Source organism: Aminobacter sp. MSH1, assembly GCF_003071665.1.
In the GTDB taxonomy this organism is placed as follows: Bacteria; Pseudomonadota; Alphaproteobacteria; order Rhizobiales; family Rhizobiaceae; genus Aminobacter; species Aminobacter niigataensis.
In genome coordinates, this window is the sequence record NZ_CP026265.1 from 4,913,437 (window position 1) to 4,926,253 (window position 12,817).

The window sequence follows — 12,817 nt, forward strand, 5'->3', positions numbered from 1 at the left end:
AGACGGTCTATGTCAGGATGTTCGGAGGGCTTTGAATGACCATCAGACTGATCCTCGCAGGTTGCGGCAACATGGGCTACGCCATGCTCACGGGCTGGCTGAAATCGGGCAAGCTCGCACCGGCTGAGACATTCGTCGTCGAACCAAACGCCGAACTGCGCGCCCGCGCTGCCGAGCTCGGCAGCCGCGTCGCCTCGGAAGTTGGCGGCATCCCGGCCGATGCCGATCCCGAAATCATCGTCATTGCGGTCAAGCCGCAGGTCATTCGCGAGGTCACTGCCGGCTACCGCCGCTTCGGCAACGGCCGTGCGACCTTCGTCAGTGTCGCTGCGGGCACGTCGGTCGCCACCTTCAGCAACATCCTCGGTGTACGGACGCCGATCGCGCGCTGCATGCCCAACACGCCCGCCGCCATCGGCAAGGGCATGATGGTGGTCTATTCCAACGACCACGTCACGGACGCCACAAAGGCGCGGGTCGCGGACCTGCTGTCGGCCAGCGGCGAAGTGGCGACGATCGCCGACGAAGGCCTGATGGACGCGGTCACCGCCGTCTCCGGCTCGGGACCGGCCTACATCTTCCACTTCATCGAATGCCTGACGGCAGCGGCCGAGAATGCCGGGCTGGCGCCGAAGACGGCGTCGCTTCTGGCGATGCAGACGGTCTATGGCGCTGCCAGCCTGGCCGCCGAAAGCCGCGAGGACCCGGCCGTGCTGCGTCGCCAGGTGACCAGCCCCAACGGTACGACTGCGGCAGCGCTCGGTGTGCTGATGGGCGAGGATCGTCTCAAGAACCTGCTCACCGAAGCCGTCGAGGCGGCCCGGCTGCGTTCGGTCGAACTCGGGAAATAACTACTTCGTATCGGCTTCGGCCTGGAGAGCCTTGATATGGGGCGCCGCCGCCTCGTAGACGGCGCGCTCCATGTCGCGGAACTGGCGGATGACCTGCTCGCCGACCTCCGTGAGCTCGGCGCCGCCACCGTGCTTGCCGCCGGTCTTGGCCACGACCAGCGGCTTGCCGAACATGTCCTTCATCTCTTCGACAAGATCCCAGGCGCGCTTGTAGGACATTTCCATGGCCCGCGCCGCCGCCGAGATCGAGCCGGTGGCTGCTATCTGTTCGAGAAGTTCGATCTTGCCCGGACCCAGACGGCCCTTCGGGTCGAGATAGAGGCGCAGGGTCAGGGACGGCATCGGCTACTCCAGTCTTCAGCTGGTTAGCACAAGCGGCGCCCCCGGAGAAAGATTGGCGCGATCGAAGGCAACAGTCTTGATGACCGCAAACACGTCGCGCCCGACAGTCAGCTGCAGCGTTTCGAGCGACTGGCGCGTGATACGCGAGACGAGCATGTCGCCATGGCAGTCGAGGCGAAGGTCGACCTGCGCACCGTTGACTTTGCCGATATCAACGATCCTGCTCGGCAGGATGTTGAGCGCGCTGAGGCCCTGGGGCCGCTCGGTGGCGATCATGACGTCGCGCGCCCGAACCCGGACACGCACGACAGCGCCTTCAGGCAGGGCGACACGAGGCACGCGCATTTCGCCGGCGGCAGCGCCAAGCACGGTCATGCCGAAGCTTTCGTCGTGGCGCAGCACCTTCATGTCGAGCACGGCACCGCCCTCGCCCACTTCCTCCGGAGGCAACAGGTCGAGCCTTTGCATGATCTCGGTCGTCGGACCCGAAGCTGCGACCTTGCCCTCGGCCATGACGACGACGTCGGTGGCGAGGCGGGCGACCTCGGCAATCGAATGGCTGACATAGACAATCGGGATCCTGGTCTCGTCGCGCAGCCGCTCGAGATAGGGCATGATCTCAGCCTTGCGGGCATCGTCAAGCGAGGCCAGAGGCTCGTCCATGAGCAGCAGTCGTGGGCTTGCCAGCAGCGCTCGGCCGATGGCGACACGCTGCTTTTCTCCGCCGGACAGCAAAGCTGGACGCCGGTCCAGCAGGTGGCCGATGCCGAGCATCTCGACCACGCGGTCGAATTCGGCGTAGCGCTCGCCTTGCGGCGTGAACCAGCGGCCATAGCGCAGGTTCGAGCGTACCGTCAGATGCGGGAACAGCCTGGCATCCTGGAAGACGAAACCGACGCGGCGCCTGTACGCGGGCACGAAACGGCGGTTTGCGGTGTCGACCAGCGTCCGGTCGCCGATGACGATGCGTCCGGCGTCGGGGCGGATCAGGCCGGCGATGATGTTGATGAGCGAGGTCTTGCCCGAACCTGACGGTCCAAACAGTGCCGTCAGGTGACCGGCGCTCTCGAAGCTAGTTTCGAGGTCGAGCGCGCCGAGGCGGTGGTGGACAGCAACGGAGAGCGTCATCCGACATCCATGCGTTGGCCAATGCGACGGGCGAACATCTCGGACACCACAAGGGCCATCATCGAGATGGCGATGGAGATCAGCGTCAGCCGCATCGCTCCGGCATCGCCGCCCGGCACCTGGGTGAAGGTGTAAATCGCCGATGGCAGCGTCTGGGTTTCGCCGGGAATGTTCGAAACGAAGGTGATGGTGGCGCCGAACTCGCCCATCGCCTTGGCGAAGGAGAGGATCATGCCGGCAACGATGCCGGGCAAGGTCAGCGGCAGCGTCACGGTCAGAAACACCCACAAGGGGCTTGCCCCGAGCGTGCCGGCAGCCGCCTCAAGCCGCCGGTCGACCGCCTCGATGGAGAGCCTTATGGCGCGCACCATCAGCGGAAAGCCCATGACCGCGCAGGCAAGGGCGGCACCGGTCCAGCGGAACGAGAAGACGATGCCGAAATACTCGTCGAGAAACGAGCCGATCGGGCCGCGGCGACCGAAGCTCAGCAGCAGCAGGTAGCCGGTGACGACAGGCGGCAGGATCAGCGGCAAATGGACGACCCCGTTGAGCAGCGACTTGCCCCAGAATTTCCCACGCGCCAGCAGCAAAGCAATGGCGATGCCGAAAGGCAGGCTGGCAGCCATCGCCCACAGCCCGACCTTGATCGACAGGCGGACCGCATTCCATTCGTCAGGAGTGAGGTCCAACATTGCCTAGTCGCATTCCCTCAAAAAGCCTGTCCCACCCCGCCGTGCGGGATGGGACACAGATTGTCGTTGCGGCAAGAATACCGGAGAGCGGTAAACCACTCCCTAGTTGGACGCCACCGGCGCAAGCATGGTGAAGCCCTGGGCCTCGAACAGTTCCTTGGCCTTGGCGGACTGAAGATATTTCACGTACGCAGCAGCGTCCGCGCTCTTCGAGTCCGCCGTCACGCCGACCGGATAGACGATGGGAGGATGCGAGTCTTCCGGGAACACACCAACGACCTTGACGCCGGGCTCTGCCGTCGCGTCGGTCTGGTAGACGATGCCGAGCGGGGCTTCACCCGTCGACACGAGCTTGAGGGCGGCACGCACGTTTTCGGCCTGAGCGATCTTGCCCTCGACCGACGACCAGACACCGAGCTTTTCGAGCGCGGCCTTGCCATACTTGCCGGCGGGCACCGCCTTGACGTCGCCCATGGCGAGACGGCCGTCGCCAAGCAGAGCGGCGAGTTCGAAATTCGGGGCGATCTCGGCCTTGGCGCCGGTATCCTTGGGCGCAACCAGCACGATGCGGTTGCCGAGCAGCTTGACGTCCGAGTCGTCCTTGATCAGCTTCTTGTCGGCGAGATACTTCATCCAGTCGAGGTCGGCCGAGATGAACACGTCGGCGGGTGCGCCTTCCTCGATCTGCTTGGCGAGGGCCGAGCTCGCGGCGTAGGACGCGGTCGCGGATTTGCCGCTCTCGGCCTTCCAGGCGGCGTCGACGGCATCGAGCGCGTTCTTGAGGCTGGCAGCGGCGAACACGACCACGTCGCCATCGGCGCGCGCCGAAGGCAGGCCGAACGACAGCATGGCCGCCAGGCCGCCTGCAGCGGCCACAAGCCGCAACCCTAATCCCCTACGCGTGAACATCGTCATTCCTCCATGATTGACCAAGCCGCAGCCTGACTGCGGATTCGTTATATTCATACGAATATAGCACTCGCCGCACAACCACCCATCCGGGTGGTTTTCGGCAAAACTGTTGCCGGATGTTTCGAGGTTGCGTGATTGGACTTGCAGTCCGGGGGAGACTGGCCCGTCCGTTCATGGCATATGTCTCGCTCTCACCTTGGGGCATGCAGACGTGGCACCTTGTGTCCGGCGACACCCTGTCCATCCAGCCACGCCAACACGAGTTCCCCGAAATGTCCGGCATCACCATGTTCGAAATCATCTGGCTAGCCATCGCGCTGCTCGGAGCGGGCGCCGTCACGGGCCTTCTGGCTGGCGTGTTCGGCGTCGGCGGCGGTGCCGTCATCGTGCCGGTGCTCTACGAACTGTTCCGAACGGTCGGCGTGCCGGAAGAGGTGCGCATGCCGCTGTGCGTCGGCACCTCGCTCGCCATCATCATCCCGACGTCGATCCGCTCGTTCAGCGCCCACAAGGCCAAGGGCGCGGTCGACATGACGATCCTGAGGCAATGGGCGGTGCCAGTGGTGCTCGGTGTGTTGATGGGCAGCGTGATCGCGCGCTATGCCTCGCCGGATCTGTTCAAGATGGTGTTCGTCGTCGTAGCCGGCATCTCGGCGATCAGGCTTTTGTTCGGCAAGGATTCCTGGCGACTGGGGCTCGACATGCCGGGCAAGCTCATCATGAACGCCTATGGCTGGCTGATCGGGGTGCTGTCGAGCCTGATGGGCATCGGCGGCGGGCAGCTTTCAAACCTGTTCATGACCTTCTACGGCCGTCCCATCCACCAGGCGGTGGCGACGTCCTCCGGCCTAGGCGTGCTGATCTCGATCCCCGGCGCACTTGGCTATATCTATGCCGGATGGCCGCGGGCGGCGGAGTACCCCGATGTCGCCGCGCTGCAGTTCCCGCTCTCGCTCGGTTATGTCTCGCTCGTCGGCCTGATCCTGTTCGTACCGACAAGCGTCCTGACCGCGCCCCTCGGCGCGCGGCTGGCGCACGCGCTGTCGAAACGCAAGCTTGAGGTCGCCTTCGGCATCTTCCTGCTTTTGATCAGCCTGCGCTTCCTGATCAGCCTGATCGGCTGACCTTTCAAATCAAAACGCCCGGCAGTGCCGGGCGTTTGCATTCTCGGGACAGACAGCAGGTCAGGCGCGCTCGAGTGCGACCGCGATACCCTGCCCGACACCGATGCACATGGTGGCAAGCGCCAGCTTGCCACCGCGCAGGCCGAGCTCCAGCGCCGCGGTACCGGCGATGCGGGCGCCCGACATGCCCAGCGGATGGCCCAGTGCGATGGCCCCGCCATTCGGGTTCACGTGCTCCGCATCCTCGGCGATGCCGAGTTCGCGCAGCACGGCGATGCCTTGGGAGGCAAAAGCTTCATTGAGTTCGATGACGTCGAAGTCGGCCGGGCTGATGCCGAGACGGGCGCACAGCTTCTTGGTCGCCGGTGCCGGGCCGATGCCCATGATGCGCGGTGCTACGCCCGCCGCCGCACCGCCAAGCACGCGAGCGATCGGCGTCAGGCCATACTTCTTCACCGCAGCTTCGGAGGCAACGATGAGGGCTGCCGCGCCGTCGTTGACGCCGGAAGCGTTGCCGGCGGTCACCGTGCCGCCCTGACGGAACGGCGTCGGCAACTTGGCCAGCATCTCGATGGTCGTGCCGGCGCGCGGATGCTCATCCTTGGCAACGACGATCGCATCGCCCTTGCGCTGCGGGATCGTCACCGGGGTGATCTCCTTGCCAAGGCGACCGTTTTCCTGCGCGGCGACGGCCTTGTTCTGGCTGCGCACGGCAAAGGTATCCTGATCGGCGCGGGAGACGGAAAAGTCCTCCGCGACGTTCTCACCGGTCTCGGGCATCGAATCGACGCCGTACTGCTTTTTCATCACCGGGTTGACGAAGCGCCAGCCGATGGTGGTGTCGTGGATCTCTGCATGGCGCGAGAAAGCCGCGTCGGCCTTGGGCATGACGAAGGGCGCGCGGCTCATGCTCTCGACGCCACCGGCAATCATCAGCTCGGCTTCGCCGGCCTTGATGGCGCGGGCAGCCGCAATCAGCGCGTCCATGCCCGAACCGCAGAGGCGATTGATGGTCGTGCCGGAGACTTCCTGCGGCAGTCCCGCCAAAAGCAGCGACATGCGGGCTACGTTGCGGTTGTCCTCGCCGGCCTGGTTGGCGCAGCCGAAGATCACGTCATCGACTGCAGCCCAATCGACGGAAGGATTGCGCTCCATCAGCACCCTGAGCGGCACGGCGCCGAGATCGTCTGCGCGGACCGACGACAGCGAGCCGCCAAAGCGGCCGATCGGGGTGCGGATGTAATCGCAGATATAGGCCTCAGCCATCCTTGGATCCTCTCTTTGCGGAAATCGCTTCGCCCTTGTGGGCGGCGTCGGTGCGCGCCTTTAAATCACGCAGCGTCTGCAATTCCAACTGCGTCGGAACAGGTGTTTCCTCCAGCGTATCGGCGAATTTCACCGTCCAGCCGCAGGTCTCCTGGACCTTGTCGCGGGTGACGCCAGGGTGCAGCGAAACGACGGTGAATTCCTTGGTCACCGGATCCGGCTTCCAGATGGCGAGGTCGGTGATCAGCAGCGTCGGGCCCTTGGTGTTGATGCCAAGCCGCTGGCGGTGATCGCCACCCTCGCCATGGCCGAAGGAGGTGTAGAAGTCGATCTTTTCGACCATGCCGCGCTTCGACTGCGCCATGGTGATGTAGATTTCCTTCGACGAGGTTGCGATCTCCGGCGCACCGCCGCCGCCCGGCAGCCGGGTCTTGGGATGGGCATAGTCGCCGATGACAGTCGTGTTGATGTTGCCGAACTTGTCGAGCTGGGCCGCGCCGAGGAAGCCGATCGAGATGCGACCGCCCTGCAGCCAGTAACGGAACATCTCCGGCACCGAGACGGTGGTGACGGCAGTGTCGCATAATTCGCCGTCGCCGATCGACAGCGGCAGCACGTCGGGCGCGGTGCCGATGGTGCCGGATTCGTAGATCAGCGTGATGTCTGGCGCATGGGTCAGGCGTGCGACGTTGCAGGCGGCCGACGGCGCGCCGATGCCGACGAAGCAGACATCGTCGCCCTTGAGCGCGCGCGAGGCGGCAATCGTCATCATTTCATTGGGGGTGAAGCCGAGCTCGCTCATGCCACGTTCCTCAGGTGTTCGACACGTCCGGCGAAATCGTCGGCGGTCTTTTCGATGACGTTCTTCTGCATCCACTCGCGGAAGCGGTCGCGGTCGGCGGCGATCTCGTCCCATTCGAGATAGGAGGCGTTGTCGCGGATATAGTAGCCATGGGCGTAGGACGGGTGCGCCCCGCCAGGCACCACCGAGATCGCGGTGACCGACCAGTTGGGCAGCACGGTCAGGTTGGGGTGCAGGTCGTCGAAATTGTCGACCACTTCCTCGACGGTCACCACCGCGCGCTTGGCAGCAAGGGCTGCTTCCTTCTGGATGCCGATGATGCCCTCGACCAGCACGTCGCCGCGCTTGTTGGCCTTCTGGGCATGGATGAAGGTGACGTCGGGGCGAACCGACGGAACAGCCGCCAGCACCTCACCGGTGAACGGGCAGGTCACCGACTTGATGTTCGGATTGACCCTGGCGAGCTCGGCGCCGCGATAGCCGCGGAAGATGGCGCAAGGCAGGCCGGCGGCGCCCGCCTCATAGGCATTGGCCATAGCGGCATGGCTGTGCTCCTCGATCTCCAGCGCATGCGGAAAACCGTTCTCGACCGCGTCGCGCAGGCGCCGCAGCAGGCCGACGCCGGGGTTGCCGGCGTAGGAGAAGATCGCCTTCCTGGCCATGCCCATGCCGATCATCTGGTCGTAGATCAGGTCCGGCGTCATGCGGACCAGCGTCAGGTCCTTGAAGCCCTGGCGGATCGCTTCATGCGCGGCCGCGGTGGGAATGAGATGCGTGAACCCTTCGAAGGCCACGGTGTCGCCGTTGTTGAGATTGTCGGCGACCGCCTTCGACAGGGGGAGAAATTTGGTCATCGCGTTTCGTCCCGTTGTCCAAAGTTCGCTCAAAAGTTCGTATTGCGAACATTTGTTTTCTATGCGATACATTTCTGAGGCAAGATGGCGCTGGAGTCAATGACCAGGCTCCGCCGCAGCAGATATTTCGGAGAAAGGCCGCCATGCGCGACGACGACACCGCCCGTGACCACGTCACCTCGCTGGAGCGCGGACTGTCGGTGATGGAGATCCTGGCCGCCAATGCGGCGGGCCTGACGCTGACCGAAACGGCCGAAAAAGCGGGCCTCACCCGCGCCGGCGCGCGGCGCTTCCTGCTGACCTTGGTGGCGACGGGCTATGCGGTGCAATCGGGCCGGAACTTTTCGCTGTCGCCCAGGCTGCTGACGCAGGCGCGCATCTGGCTGCACGGCGTGCCGCTGTGGACCTTCGCCGAACCCTTCATGAAGGAGACGGCGGCAAAACTGCATGAATCATGTTCGGCGGCGACCCTGTCGGGCGAAGACATGGTCTATGTCGCGCGCGTGCCGGGACCGCGCATCATCGGCGTCGACCTGCAGGTCGGGGCGCATTTGCCCGCCTTCTGCACCGCGATGGGCCGCGTGCTGCTGTCGGGGCTGACGGATGCCGACCTCGAGGGCTTCCTCGCCCGTGCCGCGATCGTCCAGCGGACGCCGAAGACCGTGACCGACCGGGCGAAACTTGCTGACATCATCGGCAGGGTGCGAACGGACGGCCACGCCATCGTCGACGAGGAACTGGAGATCGGGCTGCGCTCGATTGCCGTTCCGCTACGCGACCGCACGGGCGCGATCGTCGCCGCGATCAACATCTCGACGCAGTCCACACGCCACACGCCGGCCGAGATGGAAGCGGAGATCCTGCCGCTGCTCAGGGACATGGCGGCAAGGATCAGCGACTTCTTGGTCGTTCAGTGATCAGGCGGCTTCAGCCAGCCCATTGCGCTTGGCATTCAGCCGGATCACTGCCCTGATCGGCAGATGATCCGAGGCGATGCGCGCCAATGCGGTGTCGTGCGCCTCGATCTCTGTGAGCAGATTGTGCGGCCTGGCCATGACGCGGTCGAGCGCCAATACCGGAAAGCGCGAGGGAAAGCTCGGAACGATGGCGTGCATCGGCCCGAAGGCCGGTTCCAGGCTGCGCAGCGACGAGCGCTTGCCCAGGCGCCATTCGTTGAGGTCGCCGACAAGAATTGTTGGTTTTTCGCTGTGCAGCTCGGCGGCGGTCAAAAGCGTGCCGGCCTGGAGCTTGCGCGAATGGCGCAGCAGGCCGAAATGCGCTGCAATGATGCGCAGCGGCCCCGCTTCGAGCTCAAGATCAACGATGACGGCGCCACGCGGCTCGGCGCCGGGCAGCACGATCTGCCGCGCTGAACTGACCGAGCCCTTGCGAAACAGCACGACATTGCCGTGCCAGCCATGGCTCTTGCGCCGGCCTGCAAGGGGAACCGGCACCAGCCCGGTCTCGCGCGCGACCGCATCGAGGTCGAGCAGCCCGGCACGGTCGCCGAAACGCTGGTCGGCTTCCTGCAGCGCAATGACGTCGGCGCCGATCTCGGAAATCACCGCCATCGTGCGCTGCGGATCGAAACGGCGATCCAGGCCGACGCATTTGTGAACGTTGTAGGAGGCAACGACGATTTCGCTGTGGGTGCCGGTTGCGGCGATCGAAAACGCGTCCTGCTGGTGCTGTGCCGAGGGCTGGTGCCCGGCACCTGCCCTATCGGAAATCTCCAAGCCTTGCGTGCTAGCCATCACTCGTCTGGAATCTCTGGGAAATTCGTGTTCAGTTGCGGCAGGCGTTCGTGCCAACTGTAACCTATATGGTCGAGGTGTTCGAGGTTTTCCACATGCGTCACGATGGCTCTCCACCGAAATGCTGTCGCGAGGCTATGGTTCCCATCCCAGCCGGCGGACCGCAATACGCATGAAACTCATTGCCATCATTGTCGCAGTGGCGGGGACGCTGGTCATCGCGTCGCTGCTCGCGGTCTATGCTTTTGGCCGTTTCGCCAAGCGCGCGCGGGGGACCCCCTCCCAGGCCCTGCCGACGGCGGAAAGCGAGACCCAATTCGATGCGCTGGTGGCGCCGCTCCTGGCCGATCATCCGGGCCAGAGCGGGCTGGCACTGCTTTCCTCCAATCTCCACGCCTTTGCCGTCAGGGCCTATACCGCACGCCACGCGCAGCGCAGCCTCGACCTGCAATATTACTACTGGAAGGACGACCTCACCGGCGGACTGCTCGCCCGCGAAATCCTCGGTGCTGCCGACCGTGGGGTGCGCGTGCGGCTGATCCTCGACGACATCAACGCCCGGGGCTACGACCCCAACTACATCGCGCTCGACAGCCACCCCAACATCGAGGTCCGGCTGTTCAATCCGAGCTGGGCGCGGGCCTTCGGCCTGCAACGCGGGCTGGAACTCGTGCTGCGGGCAGTGCGGACGACCCGGCGCATGCACAACAAGGCATGGATCGCCGACGGCAGGCTGGCGATCGTCGGCGGCCGTAATATCGGCGACGCCTATTTCGATGCCTCGGAGGAGGCCAATTTCCGCGACATGGATCTGTTGCTCGCCGGCCCCGCGGTCGAGCAGACGGAAGCGATCTTCGACGGTTTCTGGAACAGCGAGGCGGTGCTGCCGATCCGCCATGTCACCGGCATGGCCAAGGGCGACCTGCCGGCGCTCAGGGCGCGACTGGAACGCACGGCCACCACAGGCCTTGCGGAACCCTACATCCATCGCGTCGCGCAGGAGAGCGGGGCATGGGCGTCCTCGGGCATGGGTCGGCTGCGCTGGACCAGCGAAGCCGCTGTCGCGTCGGACCCGCCGGAAAAGGCCATGGGCGCGGGCCAGGACAACTGGCTGATGACGGCGATCAGGCCGGTGCTGAAGTCGGCAAGGCGGGAATTGCGTATCGTCTCGCCCTATTTCATCCCCGGAGAAGCGGGAACGCAGGAACTGACGACCTTGGCCGAGAACGGGGTTGCGGTGACCGTGCTGACCAATTCGCTGGCGGCAACCGACGTTGCGGCGGTCCATGGCGCCTATGTCCGCTACCGCAAGCCGCTGCTCGAAAACGGCATCGACATCTACGAACTCAAGCCGGACGACGAGCGCACCGACATGTCGCTGTTCGGCTCCAAGGGCGCCAGCCTGCACACCAAGGCATTCATCGCCGACGGGCAGGCAGGCTTCGTCGGCTCCTTCAACTTCGACCCACGATCGGCCTCCCTCAACACCGAGATGGGCGTCCTGTTCAGGCAGGAGGAACTGGCAAGCGAGGTCGAGGCGGTGATCGAGGCGCAGATTTCGCCACGCAGCAGCTTCAGGCTGTCGCTGCATGGCGACAAGCTGAGCTGGACCGACCACACCGCCAACGGCCCGCGCAAGCTGAAGCACGAACCGCAGGCCAGCCTGCGCCGCCGCCTGGTGGCCAAAGTGATCAGCTATCTGCCGATCGAATCACAGTTGTGAGCAAAAAGGCGGCCCAGCGGACCGCCTTCAGCGATTCTACCGCAACCAGGACGTCGCCGGCAGCTCAGTAGTTCAGCGACAGCCGCATGAACGGGCCATGAATCAACTGGCTGGCGCGCCCGCTTGGTTCAGAAAGAGGCGCATCCTGAAACGTCTTGTAGCCGACAGCCGACAGGTATTCGAGCTGATACCCAGCACCAAGCTTGGCACCAGGCGCGAACTCCCAGGCGAGGCCGGCTTTCGCGCCGACAGTACCGAAGGTGCGGCTCTCGGAGAACTCCGCGTAACCAGGATAATTCCTGTCAGCCTTGATCTTACCGAACAGGACTGAGGCATCGGCGGATGCAAAGAAGCTCAAATGCTCAGCTACTGGCTTGGAAACGTCAAAGCCTATTCTCGGACCGATGCCCCAGGATCTGGACGAGGCGTAATAGATTGGCGAGACGTGGTCGGTGAAATCCGCGCTATAGTTCTGATAGCGCAGGCCAGCGAATGGGCGAAGCGACCAATCGTCGTGCTGCGTATGATAGCCAACCTCAACATCAAGGTTCCAGTACCGACCGTCGGTGAACTGCCAGTCGTATAGGTCGTCGTTGCGCCTGCCGGCGGACTGCTCCAAATAGCGGAGCCCGGCTGCGACATCCCAACTATCGGCAAAACGATAACCCAGTTTTGCAGCGCCGGAACCACCTGCTCCGGTTCTCGCGTCAAGATAAGCAGCGCTGTCGAACTGCCGATTGTGGCTGTTGGTGCGGAAGGCATACGCCCCTTCAACGTAGCCGAACCAAGATGCAACCGGCGTCGTCTCAGCAGTATCCTGTATATCGGCAGCGGCAGAAGCTGTTGTCGCAATGACGAGTGAAGAAAATGCAAAAAGTACTTTTTTCATACCAAACCAACTAAATTAGACAATGCGCAGTATCACGTAAAAATGGATTCGAACAATAGCAAGGCAGAAATAGTTTTCATTGCATCGACGCCTGGACCTCACCTTCGCTTCAGCATATCGCACAGCGCGCCTGCGACGGTTCCGCTTCCTGCAAGATGACTTCTCGCGTGCAGCAGCTGGCCACATTCATCCCCTTCATCAAGCGCCACCCCTAGTCCACCGGGTTGGCGATGAAGCCTGGGCTTCCGGTTCGCGAAGCCGATCCTTGGCGGGGCTTGGGTCCTGGGCGGCCAGCGATGTTTCGACTTCAGGCTCGCCACAGGACAATTGAAGAACCCGTGGCTCGGCACGCTCAACCGCGTCGCCCTCAAGCCCTTGCAGGGCCCAACTTTTCGAAATCTGGGGAAAAAAATGGTGGGACCTGGACGGTGTTCGATGTGTTCACCGGCTGAGCTGCGGAGGTCCGTGGGATGCCGGCCA

The 12,817-nt window shown here is 64.0% G+C and carries 13 protein-coding genes; 4 read left to right on the plus strand and 9 right to left on the minus strand.

Features of this window, described 5'->3' with window-relative positions:
- Positions 1 to 35: 35 nt before the first annotated feature.
- Positions 36 to 851 (plus strand): pyrroline-5-carboxylate reductase, encoded by an 816-nt coding sequence (gene proC, locus CO731_RS24165; protein ID WP_108609171.1) that lies wholly within the window; start codon positions 36 to 38, stop codon positions 849 to 851.
- Here the strand turns inward: proC and CO731_RS24170 are convergent, their stop codons facing one another.
- The 4 genes from CO731_RS24170 to modA all read right to left on the minus strand — a co-directional run bounded on the left by CO731_RS24170 (position 852) and on the right by modA (position 3,922).
- Positions 852 to 1,193 carry a winged helix-turn-helix domain-containing protein gene (locus CO731_RS24170; protein ID WP_108609172.1) on the minus strand — a complete coding sequence of 114 codons (342 nt, stop codon included), beginning with the start codon at positions 1,191 to 1,193 and terminating at the stop codon, positions 852 to 854.
- 15 nt (positions 1,194 to 1,208) lie between these two features.
- The gene (modC, locus tag CO731_RS24175; protein ID WP_108609173.1) at positions 1,209 to 2,321 is read right to left on the minus strand and encodes a molybdenum ABC transporter ATP-binding protein; all 1,113 of its coding nucleotides are present in this window, start codon (positions 2,319 to 2,321) and stop codon (positions 1,209 to 1,211) included.
- Complete coding sequence (gene modB / locus CO731_RS24180) at positions 2,318 to 3,013, minus strand: molybdate ABC transporter permease subunit (RefSeq protein WP_108609174.1); 696 nt, start codon at positions 3,011 to 3,013, stop codon at positions 2,318 to 2,320. Before modB ends, modC begins: the two co-directional genes overlap by 4 nt.
- A gap of 102 nt (positions 3,014 to 3,115) precedes the next feature.
- Positions 3,116 to 3,922, minus strand: coding sequence for a molybdate ABC transporter substrate-binding protein (gene modA / locus CO731_RS24185; protein WP_108610034.1), 807 nt, complete (start codon positions 3,920 to 3,922; stop codon positions 3,116 to 3,118).
- A 275-nt stretch (positions 3,923 to 4,197) separates the two neighbouring features.
- Here modA and CO731_RS24190 point away from each other — a divergent pair, with 275 nt between their 5' ends.
- Positions 4,198 to 5,049, plus strand: a complete 852-nt coding sequence (locus CO731_RS24190; protein WP_108610035.1) for a sulfite exporter TauE/SafE family protein — start codon at positions 4,198 to 4,200, stop codon at positions 5,047 to 5,049.
- Between the two features lie 60 nt (positions 5,050 to 5,109).
- Here CO731_RS24190 and pcaF read toward each other — a convergent pair whose 3' ends face one another.
- The 3 genes from pcaF to CO731_RS24205 are packed head-to-tail and all read right to left on the minus strand — an operon-like array spanning position 5,110 to position 7,971.
- Positions 5,110 to 6,315 carry a 3-oxoadipyl-CoA thiolase gene (pcaF, locus tag CO731_RS24195; RefSeq protein ID WP_108609175.1) on the minus strand — a complete coding sequence of 402 codons (1,206 nt, stop codon included), beginning with the start codon at positions 6,313 to 6,315 and terminating at the stop codon, positions 5,110 to 5,112.
- On the minus strand, positions 6,308 to 7,117 hold the full coding sequence (locus CO731_RS24200; RefSeq protein WP_108609176.1) for a CoA-transferase subunit beta: 810 nt from the start codon (positions 7,115 to 7,117) through the stop codon (positions 6,308 to 6,310). The genes pcaF and CO731_RS24200 overlap by 8 nt, the downstream gene beginning before the upstream one ends.
- Positions 7,114 to 7,971: a CoA transferase subunit A gene (locus CO731_RS24205; RefSeq protein ID WP_108609177.1), complete on the minus strand. Its 858-nt coding sequence runs from the start codon at positions 7,969 to 7,971 to the stop codon at positions 7,114 to 7,116. Before CO731_RS24205 ends, CO731_RS24200 begins: the two co-directional genes overlap by 4 nt.
- 143 nt (positions 7,972 to 8,114) lie before the next feature.
- Between CO731_RS24205 and CO731_RS24210 the strand changes: the two genes are divergently transcribed.
- The gene (locus CO731_RS24210; protein ID WP_108609178.1) at positions 8,115 to 8,888 is read left to right on the plus strand and encodes an IclR family transcriptional regulator C-terminal domain-containing protein; all 774 of its coding nucleotides are present in this window, start codon (positions 8,115 to 8,117) and stop codon (positions 8,886 to 8,888) included.
- On the opposite strand, the gene CO731_RS24215 is transcribed toward CO731_RS24210, so the two are convergent.
- A complete protein-coding gene (locus tag CO731_RS24215) occupies positions 8,889 to 9,725 on the minus strand; it encodes an endonuclease/exonuclease/phosphatase family protein (protein WP_245439509.1) in 837 nt (278 codons plus the stop codon). It lies immediately after the preceding gene.
- 172 nt (positions 9,726 to 9,897) lie between these two features.
- Here CO731_RS24215 and CO731_RS24220 point away from each other — a divergent pair, with 172 nt between their 5' ends.
- Positions 9,898 to 11,448: a phospholipase D family protein gene (locus CO731_RS24220; protein WP_108609179.1), complete on the plus strand. Its 1,551-nt coding sequence runs from the start codon at positions 9,898 to 9,900 to the stop codon at positions 11,446 to 11,448.
- Positions 11,449 to 11,512: 64 nt separating this feature from the next.
- Here the strand turns inward: CO731_RS24220 and CO731_RS24225 are convergent, their stop codons facing one another.
- A complete protein-coding gene (locus CO731_RS24225; RefSeq protein WP_108609180.1) occupies positions 11,513 to 12,337 on the minus strand; it encodes an Lpg1974 family pore-forming outer membrane protein in 825 nt (274 codons plus the stop codon).
- Positions 12,338 to 12,817 lie beyond the last annotated feature (480 nt).